This is a genomic window from Mesorhizobium sp. CNPSo 4670 (assembly GCF_057784235.1).
This window is the reverse complement of sequence record NZ_JBWJFQ010000001.1, coordinates 24512-44828: the sequence shown is the minus strand read 5'-3', so window position 1 is coordinate 44828 and position 20317 is coordinate 24512. Positions and strand designations below refer to the sequence as shown.

General features: G+C 62.8%; 19 protein-coding genes. 10 read left to right on the top strand and 9 right to left on the bottom strand.

Features of this window, described 5'->3' with window-relative positions:
* Positions 1–121 precede the first annotated feature (121 nt).
* Together AC0ZT5_RS00185 and AC0ZT5_RS00180 are read left to right on the top strand one after the other, a co-directional pair.
* On the top strand, positions 122–403 hold the full coding sequence (locus tag AC0ZT5_RS00185; RefSeq protein ID WP_184871726.1) for a hypothetical protein: 282 nt from the start codon (positions 122–124) through the stop codon (positions 401–403).
* Positions 404–586: 183 nt separating this feature from the next.
* Positions 587–1306: a Crp/Fnr family transcriptional regulator gene (locus tag AC0ZT5_RS00180; protein ID WP_477289915.1), complete on the top strand. Its 720-nt coding sequence runs from the start codon at positions 587–589 to the stop codon at positions 1304–1306.
* A 670-nt stretch (positions 1307–1976) separates the two neighbouring features.
* On the opposite strand, the gene AC0ZT5_RS00175 is transcribed toward AC0ZT5_RS00180, so the two are convergent.
* Entirely contained in the window at positions 1977–2486 is a 510-nt protein-coding gene (locus AC0ZT5_RS00175) for a hypothetical protein (RefSeq protein ID WP_488494774.1), read from the bottom strand.
* A gap of 302 nt (positions 2487–2788) precedes the next feature.
* On the opposite strand from AC0ZT5_RS00175, the gene AC0ZT5_RS00170 reads away from it, so the two are divergent.
* Positions 2789–3559, top strand: a complete 771-nt coding sequence (locus AC0ZT5_RS00170) for an alpha/beta fold hydrolase (RefSeq protein ID WP_488495258.1) — start codon at positions 2789–2791, stop codon at positions 3557–3559.
* A gap of 63 nt (positions 3560–3622) precedes the next feature.
* Here AC0ZT5_RS00170 and AC0ZT5_RS00165 read toward each other — a convergent pair whose 3' ends face one another.
* Positions 3623–4609 carry an aldo/keto reductase gene (locus AC0ZT5_RS00165; protein WP_488494773.1) on the bottom strand — a complete coding sequence of 329 codons (987 nt, stop codon included), beginning with the start codon at positions 4607–4609 and terminating at the stop codon, positions 3623–3625.
* 162 nt (positions 4610–4771) lie between these two features.
* On the opposite strand from AC0ZT5_RS00165, the gene AC0ZT5_RS00160 reads away from it, so the two are divergent.
* From AC0ZT5_RS00160 to AC0ZT5_RS00140, 5 genes are all read left to right on the top strand, one after another.
* A complete protein-coding gene (locus tag AC0ZT5_RS00160; protein ID WP_488494772.1) occupies positions 4772–5986 on the top strand; it encodes an ABC transporter substrate-binding protein in 1215 nt (404 codons plus the stop codon).
* Between the two features lie 119 nt (positions 5987–6105).
* Entirely contained in the window at positions 6106–6987 is an 882-nt protein-coding gene (locus tag AC0ZT5_RS00155; RefSeq protein WP_488494771.1) for a branched-chain amino acid ABC transporter permease, read from the top strand.
* Complete coding sequence (locus AC0ZT5_RS00150; RefSeq protein ID WP_488494770.1) at positions 6984–8021, top strand: branched-chain amino acid ABC transporter permease; 1038 nt, start codon at positions 6984–6986, stop codon at positions 8019–8021. Before AC0ZT5_RS00155 ends, AC0ZT5_RS00150 begins: the two co-directional genes overlap by 4 nt.
* Positions 8018–8740 (top strand): ABC transporter ATP-binding protein, encoded by a 723-nt coding sequence (locus AC0ZT5_RS00145; RefSeq protein WP_488494769.1) that lies wholly within the window; start codon positions 8018–8020, stop codon positions 8738–8740. Before AC0ZT5_RS00150 ends, AC0ZT5_RS00145 begins: the two co-directional genes overlap by 4 nt.
* Entirely contained in the window at positions 8737–9468 is a 732-nt protein-coding gene (locus AC0ZT5_RS00140) for an ABC transporter ATP-binding protein (RefSeq protein WP_488494768.1), read from the top strand. Before AC0ZT5_RS00145 ends, AC0ZT5_RS00140 begins: the two co-directional genes overlap by 4 nt.
* An 8-nt stretch (positions 9469–9476) precedes the next feature.
* Here AC0ZT5_RS00140 and AC0ZT5_RS00135 read toward each other — a convergent pair whose 3' ends face one another.
* Positions 9477–10205, bottom strand: coding sequence for a FadR/GntR family transcriptional regulator (locus AC0ZT5_RS00135; protein WP_488494767.1), 729 nt, complete (start codon positions 10203–10205; stop codon positions 9477–9479).
* Positions 10206–10343: 138 nt separating this feature from the next.
* Between AC0ZT5_RS00135 and AC0ZT5_RS00130 the strand changes: the two genes are divergently transcribed.
* Positions 10344–11249, top strand: coding sequence for an NAD(P)-dependent oxidoreductase (locus AC0ZT5_RS00130; protein WP_488494766.1), 906 nt, complete (start codon positions 10344–10346; stop codon positions 11247–11249).
* Positions 11250–11863: 614 nt separating this feature from the next.
* On the opposite strand, the gene AC0ZT5_RS00125 is transcribed toward AC0ZT5_RS00130, so the two are convergent.
* The 6 genes from AC0ZT5_RS00125 to AC0ZT5_RS00100 form a co-directional block, all read right to left on the bottom strand.
* A complete protein-coding gene (locus AC0ZT5_RS00125; protein WP_488495257.1) occupies positions 11864–12745 on the bottom strand; it encodes an AraC family transcriptional regulator in 882 nt (293 codons plus the stop codon).
* Between the two features lie 985 nt (positions 12746–13730).
* Positions 13731–15494: an adenylate/guanylate cyclase domain-containing protein gene (locus AC0ZT5_RS00120; RefSeq protein WP_488494765.1), complete on the bottom strand. Its 1764-nt coding sequence runs from the start codon at positions 15492–15494 to the stop codon at positions 13731–13733.
* 103 nt (positions 15495–15597) lie between these two features.
* Complete coding sequence (locus AC0ZT5_RS00115) at positions 15598–15777, bottom strand: hypothetical protein (RefSeq protein ID WP_488494764.1); 180 nt, start codon at positions 15775–15777, stop codon at positions 15598–15600.
* 543 nt (positions 15778–16320) lie between these two features.
* Complete coding sequence (locus tag AC0ZT5_RS00110; RefSeq protein WP_488494763.1) at positions 16321–17034, bottom strand: SOS response-associated peptidase; 714 nt, start codon at positions 17032–17034, stop codon at positions 16321–16323.
* 454 nt (positions 17035–17488) lie between these two features.
* Complete coding sequence (locus tag AC0ZT5_RS00105; protein ID WP_488494762.1) at positions 17489–18268, bottom strand: FadR/GntR family transcriptional regulator; 780 nt, start codon at positions 18266–18268, stop codon at positions 17489–17491.
* Positions 18269–18275: 7 nt separating this feature from the next.
* Positions 18276–19715 (bottom strand): FAD-binding oxidoreductase, encoded by a 1440-nt coding sequence (locus AC0ZT5_RS00100; RefSeq protein WP_488494761.1) that lies wholly within the window; start codon positions 19713–19715, stop codon positions 18276–18278.
* A gap of 161 nt (positions 19716–19876) precedes the next feature.
* On the opposite strand from AC0ZT5_RS00100, the gene gloA reads away from it, so the two are divergent.
* The gene (gene gloA / locus AC0ZT5_RS00095) at positions 19877–20290 is read left to right on the top strand and encodes a lactoylglutathione lyase (RefSeq protein WP_095080570.1); all 414 of its coding nucleotides are present in this window, start codon (positions 19877–19879) and stop codon (positions 20288–20290) included.
* The last annotated feature ends 27 nt before the right edge of the window (positions 20291–20317 follow it).

Below are 20317 nucleotides of genomic sequence, written 5' to 3'. Positions count from 1 at the left end.
CAGGATGCCTCAAAGAGAGGCATTGGGCGACCTCTTCCGATCTTGGAGTTGCGGCTAACTCGTCGAGGCGTTGTAATTTTGAGCCTATGAACCTTCATGTCCGAACGGTTGAGACGCAACTATGGCAAAAAAAAAAGCGCGTTCCAGGCCCAGCGGTGATCTTCTGAAACTGCTCGCCACCAGACCGAGAGCGGTGGCGCTTGCCGCGCTGCACGTGAGTGAATCCGTGCTGCTGGAACTCGAATCCTCCGAGGTGTTGTCCGCGGCAGAGATCAGGGGATTGCTGAAGGACGCGTCGACGACGTTACGAAATGCCGCCGAACAGGTCGACAATCGCAGCTGTCTCATTGCCAGCGAAATCGTCGACTCCATGCGGGAAAGTTTCAAGAGAAACAAAACCTAGTTCTGCCGCCACGTGCCAATTCCGAAGCGTGCCGGTGGCAAGCCGGTGGAACCTGCGCATTTTCATCGAAAAGCGCCGTCGCAACACCGATCGATAGTTTGCCATCAACGGATACTCATCACATCAAATTTGATGTACATTCCATCAGAGGGAGGTATTTTGGGGCAATGGGCGGGGCTATAGATGACGTACGCTTCACATCCTTTTTTGCGCGGGAATGAAAATCGTCCATCGTATGTCGGACTTAACGACGACGATGCGGCGCTTATCAAGACGTTGGGATTCACGCCGAAGCGCTATCTGGCGGAGACGGTCATCGTCAATCAGGGCGAGGACAGCGATCGCATGTTCATAGTCGAGTCGGGTTGGGGCTGTAGATCCCATGAACTCGCCGGCGGGCAGCGACAGATCCTGGATTTTGCACTGAGAGGCGATATCGTCCTGCCTCAATCGTACTCGGGCAGCGCTCTTGAAACGTTCGTGGCTCAAACCGAACTTACGGTGCTGGTGGCTTCGACCAAGACATTTACCCTTGCCGCCATGCAGTCGCCTCATCTCTTCTCCCTTGTTCTCGAAACCCTCGTGCACAATGGAGCGGTTATCGCTCAACATCTCACCAATGTAGGACGACGCAGCGCTTTGGCGCGGACAGCGCACCTCTTCCTCGAACTGAAGGCGCGCCTGGAACGGACCGGCTCTGTTACCCAAAACAGCTTTGAATGCCCTCTCACCCAGTACGATCTCGCGGACGCTCTCGGCCTCACTCCGATTCATGTCAATCGAATGCTGCGGGAATTGCGCGAGCGCAAGTTTCTCGAATTCCGCCAAGGCCAGGTGCGCGTGCTCGATCAACCGGGCCTGACGAAGTTTGCTGGATTCGAGCACGAATATATCGAAAGCTAGGGCGTATCGGCATACGAGGCCTGGTCCCCTCCCGTCGAGAAATCATGTGTCAGGGATGGCCGGCACCAAACCACCATGCGTGCGTCGGCGGCATCCCATTGCGGGGTCCACCGTGTCCGGCCCTGCTTCCGCGATAACACCATAGGCGCCAGCGGTCCGTCTGTTAGATTCGTCGGGTGGCGGATCCATTCCGCCTGGCCGGCGCCTTGACCCCAACCAGGCCCCCCGCCCAACAGGCGCCGGCCATTTTCAGTGATCTCTTCGGCCCGCAGCTTGTCTCCGATCTCCCTGACGAGATCAAAAGCCTTCGGCGTTCGTCGTCAAAACGGTAGGCCAGCGAGGCTTCTCGAACGCGTCACCGGTTTGTCGGTCATCGCCAGAGCGTTGCGTTCCCTCGTTCGGATGGCTTCACTTTACATTAGCGGAGGCGCATAAATTATCCAGCCGGCGGCATTGTTCCTCACAGGCATCCTGTCGGTTAGGCCCGGTGTCCTAGCTCATCCCAACAGAAGGGATGCCGGGCCGCTCTCATCAAGCCGCGGGAAGAAGGCATGTGACACGACGATGGCGTCTGTTGCGCCCTTCACGGTGGCCATCGGAACGCTTGAACAGTCCGCGAGGAACCGGAAGGCGATGCGCAATCAATGTGGCCGGTTGGATGGTTCTGTGATCATTGCTTGATGAACGGGCCGGTGTAGGTCTGGCCGGCAAGCGCAACGGTGCCGGCTAAGGTTCCTTCTGGCAGCATCACAAGACTGACGTCCGCGCCATTCGGGAGGCGTTTGAGCTTCAATGTATTCCCCGCAATTCTTCCAGCGCCGGCTGCCTCTCCCGGACTGTTGTCGCCCAGATTGCCCCAGGCAACGGTGGCCGTCACATCGCCTCTCGGAGAAATCGTCTGCACAGCGACTTTGGCTTCGGACGTCCCCTCCAACCGTCCAGCCCACATGCCGGAGAATGCGGCGTACTTTGCCGGAACGCCTTTCGCTGGCGGGGTGATCGTTGTCGATTGATCCATTGTCGCGGAACCAGGAGCAGCAGCGGCGGGATCCAAGGTGGATAGGGGAGCGATGGCAGCGGGGCTCAACGCAGGGTCGGGAGCGGGTGATTGCGATGCTTCAGGAGCCGATTGGCACGCGGCCAGGGCAAGTGCGGCGAAGCCCAGCATCGTGTTCCGCATCAAGTTTCTCCACTTCGTTTCCATGCCATCGGTGGGCCGCAGACCCGTCGAATTGCGTCATTCTACGCCACCGCCACGCGCATCGAAATAGCCGGGCGAACCTGTGGATAGTCGCGGGGAGAATGCATTCCTGAAGGACGCAGCCCCGTGACACGCGATCACGAAGCGGTGACGGCTGTAACGAAGGCGCAGTGGGCTGCGAAGATTGGACGTGAGCGCCGCGCAAAGCGCCTACGGCTCGTCTCGGCCGAAGTTTCGGCACAAACTAGATCCCCATCTGCCAACCGCCCAAGGAATCCACGATTATGATAAATCGGCGTACTTTTTCCACCGCACTTGTCGCCGGGGTGGCGACGGGCTTGTTGGCCGGCTCCCGAAAGACGCAAGCGCAGACAGGCCCCAAGGCCCGCAATGTCGTGCTGGTCCATGGCGCTTATGCGGATGGTTCGTGCTGGTCGGAAGTGGTTGGCATCCTGCAGCAGGCCGGCTTCAGGGCAACCGTCGTCCAGCACCCGCTGACCACGCTGGAGGCGGGCGTCGAGGCAACGCGGCGCGCGATCGCGCTCCAGGATGGACCGACGATACTTGTCGGACATTCCTTTGCCGGCATGATCATCACCGAGGCAGGGATAGATCCGAAGGTTTCCTCGCTCGTCTATGTCGCGGCGCGCGCTCCGGACGCGGGCGAAGACTACACGGCGCTCGCCAAGACCTTTGCGGCGCCGCCTGCCTCCGCCGGCCTTGTCTGGTCCGAGGGCTATGGCAAGCTCAGCGAGGAGGCTTTCCTGCGGGATTTCGCCGGCGATATTGCCCACGAGAAGGCGCGCATCCTCTATGCCGTCCAGGGGCCGATCTCGGACAAGCTCTTCACCGGAAAGACGACGCAAGCGGCCTGGCGCTCGAAGCCAAGCTGGTATGCGGTCTCGACCGAGGACCGCACGATCAATCCGGATCTCGAGCGCTTCATGGCAAAGCGCATGAACGCAAAGACCATCGAGGTGAAGGCAAGCCATTTGTCGCTGATCTCGCACCCGCACGAGATCGCCGAGCTCATCTCGCAAGCCGCCGGGTAGCTCAGCTAGCGAAGTCGGCTGGGACGCCGCGCCATGAATTGACCAGGCTTTGCAGGCCTTCGATCACCAGCGCTGGTGCACATGGGGCTTGATGTCCTGGTCGTAGATATCCCGGATCTTGCCCATGAGCTCACCCGACAGCGGCGCAAGGTCCGCCGCTTCGGCATTGGATATCGCCTGCGCCGGATTGCGGGCGCCTGGGATGACCACCGTGACCGCGTCGAACATCAAGATCCAGCGCAGGGCGAACTTGGCCATGGTCGTGTCGCCGGAAACCAGCGGCCGGATGCGCTCGACCGCCGCCAGTCCGACCTCGTAGGGCACGCCCGAGAAGGTCTCGCCGACATCGAAGGCCTCGCCGTGGCGGTTGAATTTGCGGTGGTCGCTGTCCTCGAATTTGGTGTCCGCCTTGAACTTGCCCGACAGCAAACCGCTGGCCAGCGGGACGCGGGCAATGATCGCCACATCGTTCTTTTTCGCCAGGTCGAAGAACAATTCCGCGGGCCGCTGGCGCAAGGCGTTGAAGATGATCTGGACGCTGACGACGCCGGGATACTGCATCGCCTTCAGCGCCTCCTCGACCCGCTCGACGCTGACGCCATAGTTGCGGATCTTGCCCTGCTCGACGAGACGGTCGAGCCGCTCGAACACCTCGGGATGATAGTAGAGGTCGGTCAGCGGGCAATGCAGTTGCACGAGATCGAGCGTGTCGGCCTCGAGATATCTCAGGCTGCGGTCGATCCAGTCGGTCAGGTTCTTCTGGCTGAACCCCTCGACCGTTTGCTCCGGCAGGCGCTTTCCGGCCTTGGTGGCGATGAACGGCCGCTCGCCACCGCGCTCCTTCATGACCCTGGCAATGAGCTTTTCGGAACGGCCGTCGCCATAGACGTCGGCGGTGTCGATGAAGGTGACGCCGGCGTCGAGGGCGGCATGCAGGGCGGCCACCGCATCGTCGTCATTGACCTCGCCCCAGGCGGCGCCGATCGCCCATGAGCCAAAGCCGATCTCGCTGACGTCGCGGCCGGTACGGCCGAATTTCCGTGACTGCATGTCCTGTTCCTAACTGCGGCTTGGTGGTGATCCCTGATCTGCGGGCCGCCTTTTATCGCATGGCAACGCGATTGACATCCCCGTTCGTTAGATTTACCAGATAACAGGGTTGTATGACAACCCGGTAAGACTGCAATGATTTGGAGTCGGGAGGATCTCAAGTTGAAAACCATTCTGAAAATGGGCGCGTCGGCGGCCTTGTGCCTTGGCGTGCTTGCTCATCCGGCATTCGCCGAGGACAACATCGTCAAGATCGGCGTCGTCGCGGCGGAGTCGGGCTCGTTCGTTTCCGCCGGCCATACCTTGCCGGCAGGCGTCGGACTTGCCGTGAAACAGATCAACGACGCCGGCGGCATCAATGTCGGCGGCAAGAACTACAAACTGGAAATGGTCAAGCGCGACGACCGCACCGATATCGCGACCGCAATCGCCGCGACCCAGGAACTGGTGCGTGACGTCAAGGTGCAGGCGATCTTCGGATCCGAAACGCATGACTTCACGTTGGCCATGGCCAAGATCACGCAGCCGGCCAAGATCATCCATTTCGCCGGCAATTCGACGCTGGCGAAAATCCTGACACCGGACTCGGTCAAGCCGGGCGGCGAGGATCATTATCTGTTCCAGTCCGAGCCGCAGGAGTTCCAGCGGTCCGGATCGACCGCGCGCGGCGTGCTGACGCTGCTCGAGCCGCTGCTTGGCTATCATCCGAAGAAGTCGGTCATGATCGTCGGCAACGACGCCACCGGCCAGTTCCTGTCGTCCTACTACTACAAGGCGCTGAAGGCAGAGGGACAAGACGTCCCCGACATCATTTTCTATCCGCCTGACACGACCGATTTCTCGCCGTTCCTGACCCGCGCCAAGAGCCTCAATCCGGATATCATCCACTTCTGGTACAATGGCGATTCAACGCTGACGGCGCTGCCGCAGGCGCTCGAACTGGGAGCCGCCAAGAGCTACTTCCTGTTCGGCGTCGACCCCGGCATCTGGAAGGAGAAGCAGCTTTCCGCCGACGTGCCGGTGGCGATGAGCTGCGTTCCGGTCTGCTGGGGCGAGTCGTCCAACCCGAAAGCCAAGGCCTATTTCGACGCCTATTTCGCGGCGGGCGCCCCACACGGCGTGACCTCGTCGGTGTCGCTGCTCTACCACGACTATGTCCACTTCCTCGCCGAAGCCTGGGAGAAGGCCGGCAGCTTCGATCCGGACAAGACGGTCGAGGCGCTGCTGACATTGCATCATCAAGGCGTGGTCTCGGACGACCTGACCTTCAATCCAACCCATCAGGTCACCCATGCCACCGAGGTCTGCGCCGCGGCACCCGGCGGCGCCATCTCCTGCTCGATGCAACAGCCGCCGGCTGAAGCGCCGAAGAGCTGACCTGGCGAAACGAGCCTTGAGTTGGCGGCGTCACTCACGCCGCCAACTTCTCTTCTCAGAATGCAGGCAGGGCTTGAAAGCCGGCCACCACGTGAAAAGCGCCATCACTTCGACAGAGAATGCGAGCCGTGGACATTTTCATACAGCAGATCCTCAACGGGCTTTCGATCGCCAGCGTCATCACGCTGATCGCCATCGGCGTCACCCTGATCTTCGGCCTGACCGGCATCATCAACTTTGCCCATGGCGAATTCCTGATGACCGGCGGCATCGTCACCTGGCTTGCCGTCGGTGCCGGCCTCGGTTTCCCGCTGGCCGTGGTGCTGGCGATCCTGGCGGTCGGGCTGATGGGCTACATCCTCGAGCGTGGCGTTTTCCGCTTCACCCTGGAGCGGCCGACCAATGGCTTCATCGTCTCGCTCGGCCTGATCGTCGTGCTGCAGCATGTCGTCGTATTGTTCTGGAACCCCAACCAGAAGAGCATTCCGCGCCCCCTGACCACGGTCTGGGAGGTTGGCGGCGTGCGCATCGCCTCGGTGCGGGTCATGGTCATCGCGATCACCATTGCCGTGGTGGCGCTCAGCTTCCGAATGATCACGGCAAGCCGCTACGGCCGTGCCTTGCGGGCGAGCGTCGAAGACCGCGATACGGCGGCCCTGATGGGCATTCCGGTGCGCCGCTACATCACCGGCGTGTTCGTGCTCGGCAGTGCGCTGGCCGGGCTCGGCGGCGCATTGCTGATCGCGCTGTTTCCGATCACGCCGTTCACCGGCGGCACCATGGTGATGAAGGGCTTTGCCGTGGCGCTGATCGGCGGGCTCGGCAACATCTACGGCGCCGTCGCCGCCGGGCTCATCCTCGGCATCGTCGAGGGCTTCAGCGCCGGCTACGGCTTCTCGCAATGGACCGATGCCTATTCCTTCGCGCTGATGATCCTGGTGCTGATCGTTCGCCCGCACGGCCTGTTCGGCGGCACCAGCGGACCCAGGATGGCGTCATGACGGAAGGCCTCCACCAGGATCGCGCCGGTTCCGGCCTAAAGGCGTTGCGATCGCTGCTGCCGGTGCTGGTCATCCTGGCATTGATCGCGCTGGTGCCGCTGTTCTCGCCGAGCAACCGCTTCCTGTCGCTGGCGATCTCGGCCGGCATCAACGTGATCGCGCTCTACGGCCTTTCGGTGCTGTTCGGCCAGACCGGCATCCTGTCGATGGGGCACGCGGCCCTGGTCGGCGTCGGCGCCTATGCGGCGGCGATCCTGGCGCGGGACTTTGGCGTGGGGTTTTGGGCAGCGCTGCCGGCAGCGGCTTTGGCAAGTGCTGCGTTCGCGATGATCGTCGGCATTCCGTCGCTGCGCGTCGGCGGCCATCACTTTGTCATCATGACCTTTGCCTTCGGCCAATTGCTCGCCATCGTGCTCACCAATGGCGGCGACTATACGGGTGCCGCGACAGGGCTCGACCTGGCCGGCCCGGTCACCCTGTTCGGCGCCGATATGAGCGATTTGACGCGCTATTACCTGATGGTGGTGGCCTTCGTGACGGCCGCGGCGGTGGCGAGCTGGGCGATCATCAACTCGTCGTATGGCCGCACGTTGCGCGCCATCCGGGAGAACGAGAAGCTTGCCGCCTCGCTCGGCATCAATGTCGGCCGGCACAAGATCGGCGCCTTCGTCGTCAGCGGCGTCTTTGCCGGCATCTCCGGCGTGCTGCTCGCCTATTTCCTCGGCCACATCTCGCCGTCGCAGTTCTCCTCCTTCCCCAGCATCTACCTGGCGCTGATGGTCATGATCGGCGGCGCCCGCCTGATCGAGGGACCGCTCGCCGGCGGCATCCTGGTCGCCTTCCTGCCGGAAGTGCTCGACCTCGATCCGGTCCAGTCGCGCATCGTCTATGGCGTCTGCCTGATCGCGGTGATCATGCTTTTGCCCGACGGCCTGATCGGCGGCATCGTGCGCGCACTTCGCGCGGCGTTTTCGGGCAAGCCGAAACCGGAGGCGGAACAGCGCAACGCGGCGCCCTCGGAGGCGCGCCGATGATCCCGATCCTGGCGATCAATGGCCTGAGCAAGCAGTTCGGCGGCGTCACTGCACTGGCAGGCGTCGACCTCGCCATCGAAGAGGGCGAAATCCTCGGCGTCGTCGGTCCGAACGGTTCGGGCAAGACGACGCTGTTCAATGTCGTCACCGGCGTGCACAGGCCGAGCGGCGGCACCGTGCTGTTTCGCGGTCAGGACATCACCGGTCTCAAGCCGCATGCCATATCGCGGGCAGGCATCGGCTACACTTTCCAGCAGGCGATGGCCTTTGCCGGCCTTGGCGTGCTGGAGAATGTGCGGATCGCCGGCGAGCATGTGGGGACTGGCAGCATCGCCAACCCGTGGCCGACGCCGCAGGCGCTGCTCGACTTCGTCGGGCTGAGCGCGGTTGCCAATGAGAAGGCCGGCGTGCTGCCGTTCGGCAGCCTGCGCCTGCTCGGCCTCGCGCTGGCGCTCGCCACGCGGCCGTCGCTGCTCCTGCTCGACGAACCCGCCGCAGGCCTCAACGACCGCGAGACCACGGCCCTGGTCGGGCTCGTCCGCCAGCTGCCCGGCCACGGCATATCGGTCTGCGTCATCGACCACGACATGAAGCTGATGCAGATGCTGTGCCGGCGCCTCGCCGTGCTCGACTTCGGTTCCAAGATATCAGACGGGCCGACCGAGGCGGTGCTTGCCGATCCCAAGGTGCTGGAAGTCTATCTGGGAGGCGATCTGTGAACCTGCTCGCCGTTTCCGATGTCGTCACCGGCTACGGGCCGACCATCGTCAACCGCGGCGTCTCGCTGACGCTTGGGGCGGGCGAGATCGTCACCATCCTCGGCCCCAACGGCGCCGGCAAGTCGACGCTGCTCAAGGCGATCGCCGGGCTGATCCGGCCGCGCGCGGGCAGCATCTCGTTCGATGGCGCCGAGGTGACCGGACTTGCCGCCGATGTCATGGCCAGGCGCGGCGTCGTGCTGGTGCCGGAGGGGCGCAAGATCTTCGTCGAGATGAGCGTCGAGGAGAATTTGCGCCTCGGCGCCTATGCACGCCGCGACGTTGCGGCCGTGGAGGCCGATTTCGCAACGATGCTGGCCTTCTTCCCGATCCTCGCCACCAAGCGGCGCGACAAGGGCGGCTCGCTGAGCGGCGGCCAGCAGCAGATGCTGGCCATCGCGCGCGGGCTGATGACGCGGCCGCGCGTGCTGTTGCTCGACGAGCCGTCGCTCGGCCTGTCGCCGCTGCTGGTCAAGGAGATCAAGGTGATCATCCTCGGCATCGGCGAGCGCTTCGGCGCTTCGGTGCTGCTGGTCGAGCAGAATGCCGGCCTGGCGCTCTCCGTCGCATCGCGCGGCTATCTCATGCAGAACGGCCGCATCGTCGTCTCAGGACCGATCGCCGAATTGCGCGACATGTCGCTGATGCGGGAACTCTATCTCGGCGGCGTGGCGGGAGCCACGGCATGAGCAAGCGCTCAGTCGTGGCTTGCCCTGTCGCGCAACTCCTCGAAGCGGGCATAGCTCTTGGTCAGATGGCTGCGCATGGCGCGCCGCGCCGCGTTGGCATCCCTGGCCTCAATTGCGGCGAGGATGGCGCGGTGCTCTCGCTGCATCCGGGCCAGGTATTTCTCCCGCTCCGGCAGGGTCATCCGGTCGAGCCGTATCCATTGGCGCGGGATCATGGCGCTGCCGAAGGTGTCGAACAGCCGGGTGAAATTGGCGTTCTGCGTCGCCGCGAGGATGGCGCGATGGAAACCGAAATCCTCTTCCGAGCCCGACCCGCCGGCGCGCACCGCCGCCTCCAGCGCGTCAAGCCGAGAACCCATCTGCTCGAGCGCCGCTTCGCTTCGCCGCTCGGCGGCAAGCCCGGTCGCTTCGACCTCGATGCCCATGCGCAGTTCGAGCACGCGCAGCACCTCGTCGATCGATTCAAGATCGTCCGGCAGGATGGAAAAGGTCCGCGGCAGCGGATCCTTGGCGACGAAGGCGCCGAGGCCCTGGCGCGTGGTGATCAGGCCACGGGCGCGCAGTGCGGCGAGCGCCTCGCGCACGACGGTTCGGCTGACGCCGGTGGCAGCGACGATCTCCTGCTCGGTCGGCAGCCGCTGGCCCGGCGCCAGGTCGCCGGATTCGATCTGCGCGATCAGCGTGTTGACGAGCCCGGTCCGCAGATTGGGCGCTTGCGGTATGGCATCGAAAAGCATGGGCTCCGCCATCGGGGGATACGGCCTCCGGTCCGATTCTTCGGCAAAGGCCGATTCTTCTTCGAAGGATTGCATCGACAGGTGCCCGCCGCAAGGTGACGAAATGCGGCCCACGAACGTGGGTCATTGGAGGATGGCATGAAAGAACGCATCGGCTTCATCGGTCTGGGCAGCATGGGCGCCGGCATGGCCGACAACCTGCTGCGCAAGGGCTGGCCGCTGGCGGTGAGCGTGCATCGCAGCCGCACCGCCGCCGACCGGTTGATCGCAGCCGGCGCTAGGGAGGCTGCAAGCCCGCGCGCGCTCGCCGCCGCCTGCGATGTCGTCATCCTGTGCGTCACCGGTTCGCGCGAGGTGGAAATGCTGGTCAAGGGGCCGGATGGACTGGCCGCGGCAGGCAAGCCGCTGCTGGTCATCGACTGCTCGACCTCCAATCCGTCCTCGACGACGGCGCTTGCGGCCGACCTCGCGGCACTTGGCGTGACGCTGATCGATGCGCCGCTGGCGCGCACGCCAAAGGAAGCGGCCGAAGGCAAGCTCGACGTCATGGTCGGCGGCCCGGCCGACGCCGTCGCCCGCGCGCGGCCGGTGCTCGAGGCGTTTGCCGCGCGCGTCGTCCATACCGGGCCGACCGGCAGCGGCCACACGATGAAGCTGCTCAACAATTTCGTCTCGATGGGCTATTCGGCGATCTACTCGGAGGCGCTGACGCTCGGCGCCAAGGCCGGGCTGACGCCGCAGGTCTTCAACAGCGTGATCTCCGGCAGCCGCATGGATTGCGGCTTCTACCAGGCGTTCTTCGATTTCGTGCTGACCCGCAACGAGAACGCGCAGCGTTTCGCCATCGTCAATGCGCTCAAGGACATGACCTATCTCGCCTCTTTCGCCCAGGCCGCCAATGTCGCCAACCCGATCGGTGCGGCGGTGCGCAACGGCTTTGCCACCGCGGTCGCGACCGGCCATGGCGAGAAGTTCGTGCCGGCGCTGTCGGATATCGTCGCCGGCCTAAATGGCGTCTCGCTGGTGGAGCCGCCGGCGACTTGAGGGGACCGGACAGGTGGCTTCATGCAGTCGTCATGAAGGCGATGCAAAGTTAGCAATGCCGAAGGGGATCCTCTCACTTTCGGTGTTCCCAACTGACCTCCCGAGCCCGGTTTCAAGCCGGGCTTTCTTTTAACTCTCGGGGACCAGCTTCGACCGGATTTCCTTGACGGCCCTTGCAACGGCGTCCGCAGTCGTGAGGTCGAGGGCCAGGTCTAAAATGCCCTCCGTTGTCTGAATCGAAAGGATGCCTAGAAGGCCCTTCTCATCCTCGACAGTACTGACGTGAAGCTCGGTCGGCACGAAAGGCAGAGCCTTTGTAGTGCGGCGCATCGATCACCTGTCTCCCCCAAGCGGGCGATAATCGCCCACCCAGGTTACGATTTCAAGCCGGCCATAGGCTACCCAGCGTTTGCGAGCCTAGCCGCCATGGCGGAAAAGAATGGCCGGTGCAGGGGTGCTTGGGTGAAGCGAGCCGCACCGGCCATTGCGGGATAGGATTTGGGATCGTCCCCCGCGCTGCCAACGCTACAGGCATATTAGTCATAGCTCAACTAAGACTGAAGTCCCTTGGTCACCGGGCGTCCCGAACCATTGCAAGCCGCTGTCCAGCAGAACTATTTCAGCGGCAGGAACAGCTCCGCGACCGTCTCATGCTCCGGCACTTCCGGGAAGAAGCTCAGCCGCTGGCAATAGATCGGGAAATCCCTTGCTTCCTCACCGCTGGCCGGCAGCCAGTGGCGATAGAGGTAGAGCGCGGCGGGCTCCAGATTGTGGGTATTGCCGACGACGCGCAGCACCGCGCAGCGCCCGCCGGGGATCTCGCCGGCCTTGATCTGCTCGTCGTTCGCCTCGATCGGTTGGCCGGTCCCGACACAAAGGTCCACGCTGTAGTCGGCAGGCGACGCAGGACGCCGCTCGGAACGCCAGACATTGAAGGTCGGACTTGTCTTCGGCGACAGGCCGGCTGCCTTGCGCCAAGCGATGAACCGCTGGATGGTGGCGCCGAGCATCGCCGGGTCGCCCCGATGCTCCATGATCGCCACCGGCGTCGGGGCTACATCGCGGATCGTCACGTCGTCGGTGGTAAAAGTCTTCTGCATGAGCTTGCTCCTGGCGTTGTCGAGAGGCCCGAAGGCCGCAAGCCACGGCTCCCAGTCGGGAGATTTCCGGAACGACGAAGGCGATTGTCCGAACCGTTGCCGAAAGGCGCGGGCGAAGGCATCGGGTGCGTCGTAACCGGCATCCATCGCGATGTCCGTGACGCTTTGGGCGTCCGTGTAGGCCAGCCGGTACGAAGCGCGCTTCATGCGGGCGAGTTGGACATAGCGATGCACGGACAATCCGAAGGTGGACATGAACTGCCGGTGGAAATGGTATTTCGAGAACGCCGCGACGCCGCTCAACGCTTCCAGGCCCAGATCGCCGTCCAGATGCCGGTCGATGTGGTCCAGCACCCGCTGCATCCGGGCATGGTAGTTTTCAAGCGACGCCTTCACCGTCTCTTCCTCCGTGGCGACACCAGCTAGGCCCTTCGGCATATGGCGCGCTCGACCGATCTTGCGATTTGGCATGGATCAACAGGCGCCTGCCAGCAACAGCATACAGGCAAGCCCGCTCTGGGGTTGAGCGGCGGAACATGGGCCTTGGCGATGGCTTTCTTAAATCCGAACTCTATTCGCTACGGCTGGCCTGCCTCTTAGGTCTGACCCTGGCAAGCGATTGTCGCCTACGAGACGGTCTTCGGACGATAGTTTGGGCGGTATGAAACGACCGGTAGCGCCGATCTCGCCTAGCCAATCCTCGTAGCCAGTGTTCATTTTGGACGTCAGTTCATCGGGATGATGTATCCCGGACTGGAATAGGCCCTTGAGGCGCCGGCCGAAGTGTTCCCATGCCGGATGGCCTTCGGGAATTCCTGCCTCTGTGCAATAGTCGTTGAGAACCTTTGTCAGCATTGCAAGTTGCTCAGAATCGAGATGATCGTTGAATGACATCGCTTTATCCCTCGTGGGGCGAAAGCGTGATCGACTCTTCCAAGCGCCAGGCGCCCGTTCAAATTGGCCAGCGACGTTCCTTCAGTACGCTTTAGTCGGGGATTAGCGAGTCAAATCGGGCGTGGAACTGAGCTTGGGATATATCTTTAAGCCGACGGAACGTTTGTACTCGCGCGGTGTTGTCACCTTGATCCCCGCATAGGGATCATAACGGGCCTTGCCCCTCTTGGCCCGAGTTTGAGTCCGCTGTCTCTCGGAAGTGCCCATCTGCGAAACGTTTGCGCTTTTGGAGCCGTCGACAGCGGACCCGACGCATTTGAGTGATCGCCAGCATCCTCTAAATGCAATACCCACAAAGGGCGAGGAGAAGCGCTAACAGCAGGTAGACGCGCCCATGCCGGCCACTAGGCAAAGGGGCCATGCCGATCATGTCGCGCTGCCAGACGCCCACCAGGTACGCTGATGGCAAAGCGCCAGCGGTTTCTTCTCATTCCCGCATGCCGGCCCTGCGCAAGTTCTCGCGAAGGTGTTCGAGATCGCCGGGATTTTTGTAAGGCGTCATTTGGGGGCCGGTTCTCGAAACGATTGTGGCTGATGGGTCCATTTGCTTGATCCGCTCCACGGCTTCCCTCGCTTCGATCATATTCCCCAATGCAGCATGACCGGCTGCCAAATAGAGCCAGCGGTACACCGTGTCGATTGTCCTTAGGCTACGCAAAGCCGTGACTGCTTCATGGTATCGTCGGGAGTCGTAATAAATCTGGCCGAGCTCTTGAACGTACCACTCGGGATAGCGAGGATTAAGCCGCAACGCCTTTTGTGCTGCGTCGAGGCCCTCGGTGGTTCTTCCCGCGCAACTCAGGCAGTAGCCAAAGTCCATGAGAATGTCTGCATCATTGGGATTGAGATCAAGGGCGCGGTGAAAGGATGCAATGGCAGGTTCGTACTGCCCGCAAAAAAGGCAGTGTCCTGCGAGTGCGTAATGGCCCCACGCATCCGCGTCGTCGCGTTCAATCGCGAGATTGGCGTAGCGCAAAGCATCAGCCAACGAGGACTCGGGATTCTCGCTATATCCATCGACTACATCCATCATGTGCGTCCAGGCAACCTTCGCAAAGGCCTTGCCAAATTTGGGATCCAGTTCACCGGCCTTGCGGAAGAGTTCGCGCGCACGCTGATTGTCCTCCTTGGTATTACGGTCTATGGCCTCCATACCTCGCACGAAGTAGTCCAGCGCTTGAAAGTTCCGTGTCCCCGCGACTTCCGGGCGCTCGTGCCACGCCTTTAACAGTCGGCCTCCGTGCGCTGTGGCTAAACTGCCAATTATTCTTTCGGTGACATCGTCCTGCACGGCAAAGATATCATCGATGCCTCGGTCGTAGCGCTCTGCCCAAAGGTGCCGCCCAGTCTTGCCGTCAATGAGCTGAGCCGTAACCCGGACACGGTCCTTCGACCTCTGTACGCTGCCCTCCAGGATATAGCGGGCACCCAGCTCTCGGCTGGCATCCTGTATCTTCGTGGCTTTGCCCTTGTAGGCAAACGTCGAATTGCTCGCGATGACGAAAAGATCGCGAAACCGAGACAATCCGGTGATGACGTTCTCTGTGATCCCATCGGCAAAGTAGTCCTGCTGACGGTCGTCGCTCATATTGACGAACGGCAGCAAAGCGATGGAGGGCTTGTCAGAAAGCGAGGTCGGCGAAGTGGGCGTCGCGCCGGGACCGTCGAGACGCACTGCATAAGCTCGCACGGGGCGCTCAATATTTTTAAGTGTCTGCTCACCGTTATCGTCGAATTGCAGGTCAAGCCGGTTTCCGAGGTGATCTCGCACCGTGCCCGAAACCATGACACCTCCAACAGGAGCGATGCCTTCGAGCCTCGCCGCCACGTTCACGCCGTCACCGAACAGATCGTCACCCTCGACGATTACGTCGCCGAGGTTGATCCCAATGCGGAATTGTATCGCCCGATGTTCGGAGACGGCCCCGTTTCGGTCCGACATGGCCCGCTGGATATCGACCGCACAAGCCACGGCGTTGACGACGCTCGGAAACTCGGCGAGGACGCCATCGCCGGTCGTCTTGAAGATGCGGCCTTGGTGCTCGGCCATCTTGGGGTCGATAAGGTGGGTCCGTATCGTCTTCAGTTCGCCAAGTGTGCCGGCCTCGTCGCTGCCCATCAGGCGCGTATAACCCTCCACGTCAGCGGCCAGGATTGCGGCAAGACGGCGTTGGACGCGTCCCTCGGCCATTCGCGAGATTGTCCTTCAAGCGCAGCAGAGCCGCGATTGTACGGGCGACGGCTGGCCGAGTCCACGAGCCGGAACATCGCCGTGGCCATTTGCGGTCCCTCCCCTAGCGGCTTGCTCTGCGCGGGGTCGAGAGCGCCTCAAGCCGCTCTTGAAGGTGCCCGTTGAGCACGATCATTTCCTTGAGCGCCTTCATCACGTCGCCCTTGTGGACTGCAATGAAATCCTCGGCATGGGCCTGGAGGGCGGCCTCTTGACGGCTGTTGAGTGTGACAATGCGATCCATGGCAATTCCTCCAAACGCTGCAGGGCCGCAGTGAACAAAAAGGGAACGAAAATGTCAAGAGCGAATTGACTCGGAGAGGAATGCGTTCCTATTTTTGACCATGCCGGAACAGAGCAGACGACCGCGCCGCCTTGTGCAGACCCTATGCCGAGCGCATGAGGTCGGGCAGCTTATCCGTGTCCGCTGCATCAACTGCAACATCACCCGCCACTACCTACCGGGGGACCTCGCCAAGCTCGTCGGGGACATTCCGTTTTGGGACGTGGCCCGGCACATGCGTTGCGAGCGGTGCAAACGCCGCGAGCTCGACGTGGATATCCTGCTGCCGAGTGCGTTGGAGGGCATGACGATACGCGTGAGGCGGCTTGTCGAAATCCGCATGGTCCGCCGGGTGATTTGGAGAGACGAATAGAACGCTAATCAACCCGACATCAGCGCTTAACGGCGCATACGACGAAGAACCACTACGACCAAAATTGCAAAGAGGAGACCAAGCGTAAACCATGGCGCAGCGTCGAACAGTATCCGAAGCCCGCCAAACATCTAGAACAATGAGCCTTGAGCCGGAGCCTGCGGTGCCTGCTGCGGAAACTTGATCTGCGTGGCCGGCTTCTCGACAATCACCAAAGCATCGTCCGGCGCCGTGCGCTGCAGCCGCCTCGCTTCCGACCATGGCGCTGTCAGCCAGGTCTCCGTTTCCTCTTGCGTCCTCAGGATCACCGGCATGGCCTTCTCGTGGATCGGCTTGATGAGCGCATTGGGGGCGGTCGTCATGAAGCCGTAAAGCTCGAAGTCGCCGGGGCCGTCCTTGACCTTGCGCACCCCCTGCCATGGCGTCCAGAGGCCGGCGAAAAAGAACAGCGGGCGGTCCTCATTGAGCGCGAACCAATAGTTTCGCTGGATGCCCGTCTCGGGGTCCTTGTCGCCGGGCGTCGGGCTCGGCTCCGCAAAGCTCGTCACCGGCACCACGCAGCGGTTCTCGACGCCGACATATTGCTGCCAATGGCCATACTGGGGATTGCGTATGTTGGTGGTGCCGTAGTCGGCCTTGCCCTTCATCCGCTCAATGGGTGTCGGCATGCCCCACAGAAGGTTGGCAAGCTCGCGCTGTCCGTCCAGTGCGTTGCGCACCACCGGACCGGGTTGGTTGGGATAGATGTCGATTGACGGCTCAAGGTTGCCCAGGATGTCCCGCAAAGTGCGGGTCCACTGGCGCACGGCTTCTTGCGACGTGGTGATGTTGTAGAGGTTGCACATCGCCGCACTCTGCCGCGAGAGCGGTCCTGCGACTAGTCGAAATCGGCGCAGCGGTTGAGCAACGGCTTTGCCTCCGCGGTTGCCACCGGCCATGGCGAGACGTTCGTGCCGGCGCTGCATCGCCGGCCTGAACGGCGTTTCGCCGATTGACCGCCAAAGATGTGACTCGAGGCGAGGGGAAGTACGCCAACCCTAACCCTTCCATAAGGGCAGGGAAATCGGATATGGCGCTCCCCCACTCCGTCTCGGCTTCGCCGAGCCACCTCTCCCCCATTTCATGGGGGATGAGGAAACGCCAATCTCCGAGGTCGCGGCTTTGAGAAGCTTGGGTTTCCTCTCCCCTACAAAGTGGGGGAGAGGTGGCTCGGCGAAGCCGAGACGGAGTGGGGGCCGGCGCTGCCACAGGCGATTTGGCTGTGTGGAGGCGCCTTACAGATAAACGCCGAGCGAACCGCTATCCGGCAGCCTGCTTGCGGATAGCCTTCCTCAATCTCGTGTGCCGCACCGGAGCTGCCGCCTCCGCCTCACCATCGTGCAACCCAACGCGCAGAGCCGCACCCGCCAGATGGTCGCGCATCGCCGTCTGCGCCGCCTCGGCGTCGCCGGCGCGGATGGCGGCCAGGATGCGCTCGTGCTCGCCGAGCGTGATGCGGGCCATGTCGTCCGACTTCTGCTGGTTGCCGGCGGCCAGGATGCTTTCGCGCACCCGCTCGGACACGAAGACTAGGAACTGGCCCATATAGGCGTTGCGCGTCGCCTCGGCGACGGTGCGGTGGAATTCGAGGTCGCTGCGCAGCCAGGCGACGCTGCCATAGGGCGCGGCACGCATGCCGGCCAGCGCATCGCCCATCGCGGTGAGATCGGCTTCGGTGCGCCGCCTTGCGGCAAGGGCGGCCGCCTGCACCTCGAGGATGCCGCGCAGCTCGAACAAATTGCGGAAGGAGTCGGCGCGCTGCAGCGCCTCGTAGTCGATGGTCAGCACCGTCGGGTTGGTGCTCTCCACCACGAAGGCGCCGCGCCCCTGCTGCGACCAGATGCGGCCTTCCGAGCGCAGCCGCGCGATCGCCTCGCGCACGACGTTGCGGCTGACGCCGAACGTGGTCGCCAGCGCCTGTTCGGTCGGCAGCTGGTCGCCGGGCTTCAGGCGCCCCTGCGCGATCTCGCGCGAGATCGAACTCGCAACCAAAGTGGAGAGGTGCGGACCGCGATTGACCTTGTCGAGCTTCAGCGTCATCGCTCACCTATAGACCATGATTGGCCTTGCTTGCCAGAATGCGGCCATTGCTCAGGATATGGCGCGGATCGAAGGCTTGCTTGATGCCGGCCGCCAGATCAAGCGTCACCGGATCGATCCGGTCGAGGAACGCCTTCTGCTTGACCCGGCCGATGCCGTGCTCGGCGCTGATCGAGCCGCCATAGCGGTCGACGACGGCAAAGATCTCGGCTTCCGCCTCCTCGAACAGATGCTCGACGGCTTCGGGCGCCATGCCTTCCGGCGGCACGACGTTCAAATGGATGTTGCCGTCGCCAACATGGCCGTAGGTGACGGCGAGCGCGTCCGGCCGGGCCCGCTGCAATTCGAAGAGCGCGTCGGTGACGAAATCGGCGAGTTTGGAGATCGGCACCGAGACGTCGGTGCGCAGGTAGCGGCCACCCCTGCCCTGCCGCTCGACCATGATCTCGCGATAGAGCCACAGCCGCTCGGCCTGCGCCCGTGTCGATGCGACGATGCCGTCCTCGACGATGTCGGCGACGCCGCCGAGAAAACCCATGAGCATGGCCGACAGGTCGATCAGCCCGCCTGAGGAAACCTCGATCAGCACATAGGCCGGATAGGCTTTTGCCAGCGGATCGGCAAAATCCGTGCCCTCGCGCATGGTGATCTCGATGCCCTGGCGCAGGATCAGTTCGAAGGCGGTGAGGAGATCGCTGCAGTCACGCCGGGCCCGCGCATAGAGCGCCATGGCGTCCTCGACCGAGCGCAGGCCGACCAGCGCCGTCTCGATCTGCGTCGGCTTGGGAAAGAGTTTTAGCGCGGCTGCGGTAACGATGCCGAGCGTGCCTTCCGAGCCGATGAAGATCTGCTTGAGATCATAGCCGCGATTGTCCTTGCGCAGCACCTTCAGCCCGTTCCAGATCCGGCCATCGGCCAGCACCACTTCGAGGCCGAGCACCAGGTCGCGCGTCATGCCGTAGCGCAGCACGTTGAAGCCGCCGGCATTGGTGGCGACGTTGCCGCCGATGCGGCAGCTTCCCTGCGCCCCGAAGGTGATCGGCAGCAGGCAGTCGCTCTCCCCGGCGGCACGCTTGGCGTCCTCGAGGATACAGCCGGCCTCGACCACCATGGCAAAGTCGATCGGGCTGATCGAGCGGATGCGGTTCATGCGCTCCAGCGAGATGACGATCTCGCCGCCATCGGCGGCGACCGCGGCGCCGACGAGGCCGGTCAGGCCGCCTTGCGGCACGACAGGGATGCGTTCCGCATGGCAATGCCGCATCAGCGCCGACATCTCCTCCACCGAGGCCGGACGCGCGACCGCCAGCGGGCGGCCGAAATGATCGCCCGACCAGTCGCGGCTGTAGCGCGCCAGGTCTTCGTCGCTGGTCAGCAGCCCGCCATCCGGCAGCACGCCAGCAAGGGCCGATAGCAGCGATGCGGAAGTAGGCGGCACGACATTCATGACCTGGTTCCGGACCCTCTGGGAAAACGACTGGACAACCACCTTGCTTGTCGTGTTATCATACAACCCTGATTTAGAACATCAAGCGAGGCCATGTTCCCGCCAGTTGCTTGATGTGGACGGTCAGACCAGCCAATCACCCGACACGGAGGACTTTCCCAATGAGCGACGCCCCGGGCTTTCGCTATATGCACACCATGATCAGGGTGCTCGATCTCGACAAGTCGATCGCCTTCTACACCGAGGTTCTCGGCATGACCTTGCTGCGCCGGGAGGACTATCCCGGCGGCAAGTTCACCAACGCCTTTGTCGGCTATGGGCCGGAGGACAAGGAAGCCGTGGTCGAGCTGACGTTGAACTGGGGCCGCGAAGAGCCCTACGAGATCGGCACCGGCTTCGGCCACCTGGCGCTCGGCGTCAACGACATCTACGCCGTCTGCGCCGAACTGGAAAAGCGCGGCGCCAAGATTCCGCGCAAGCCCGGGCCGATGCAGCACGGCACCACCCACATCGCCTTCGTCGAGGATCCGGACGGCTACAAGATCGAGCTGATCGGTCTCGACACGATGCAGTGACCTGAGCCGGCGGGGCCGCATCGCGCC

Excerpts from the sequence above, each read along its gene's own strand:
- AC0ZT5_RS00120 (WP_488494765.1), bottom strand. The coding sequence starts at position 15,494 with ATGGCCGAGGGACGCGTCCAACGCCGTCTTGCCGCAATCCTGGCCGCT.
- AC0ZT5_RS00185 (WP_184871726.1), top strand. The coding sequence starts at position 122 with ATGGCAAAAAAAAAAGCGCGTTCCAGGCCCAGCGGTGATCTTCTGAAA.
- AC0ZT5_RS00100 (WP_488494761.1), bottom strand. The coding sequence starts at position 19,715 with ATGAATGTCGTGCCGCCTACTTCCGCATCGCTGCTATCGGCCCTTGCT.
- AC0ZT5_RS00175 (WP_488494774.1), bottom strand. The coding sequence starts at position 2,486 with ATGCGGAACACGATGCTGGGCTTCGCCGCACTTGCCCTGGCCGCGTGC.
- AC0ZT5_RS00180 (WP_477289915.1), top strand. The coding sequence starts at position 587 with ATGACGTACGCTTCACATCCTTTTTTGCGCGGGAATGAAAATCGTCCA.
- AC0ZT5_RS00165 (WP_488494773.1), bottom strand. The coding sequence starts at position 4,609 with ATGCAGTCACGGAAATTCGGCCGTACCGGCCGCGACGTCAGCGAGATC.
- AC0ZT5_RS00130 (WP_488494766.1), top strand. The coding sequence starts at position 10,344 with ATGAAAGAACGCATCGGCTTCATCGGTCTGGGCAGCATGGGCGCCGGC.
- AC0ZT5_RS00115 (WP_488494764.1), bottom strand. The coding sequence starts at position 15,777 with ATGGATCGCATTGTCACACTCAACAGCCGTCAAGAGGCCGCCCTCCAG.
- AC0ZT5_RS00135 (WP_488494767.1), bottom strand. The coding sequence starts at position 10,205 with ATGCTTTTCGATGCCATACCGCAAGCGCCCAATCTGCGGACCGGGCTC.
- AC0ZT5_RS00150 (WP_488494770.1), top strand. The coding sequence starts at position 6,984 with ATGACGGAAGGCCTCCACCAGGATCGCGCCGGTTCCGGCCTAAAGGCG.
- AC0ZT5_RS00110 (WP_488494763.1), bottom strand. The coding sequence starts at position 17,034 with ATGTGCAACCTCTACAACATCACCACGTCGCAAGAAGCCGTGCGCCAG.
- gloA (WP_095080570.1), top strand. The coding sequence starts at position 19,877 with ATGAGCGACGCCCCGGGCTTTCGCTATATGCACACCATGATCAGGGTG.
- AC0ZT5_RS00145 (WP_488494769.1), top strand. The coding sequence starts at position 8,018 with ATGATCCCGATCCTGGCGATCAATGGCCTGAGCAAGCAGTTCGGCGGC.
- AC0ZT5_RS00105 (WP_488494762.1), bottom strand. The coding sequence starts at position 18,268 with ATGACGCTGAAGCTCGACAAGGTCAATCGCGGTCCGCACCTCTCCACT.
- AC0ZT5_RS00155 (WP_488494771.1), top strand. The coding sequence starts at position 6,106 with ATGCGAGCCGTGGACATTTTCATACAGCAGATCCTCAACGGGCTTTCG.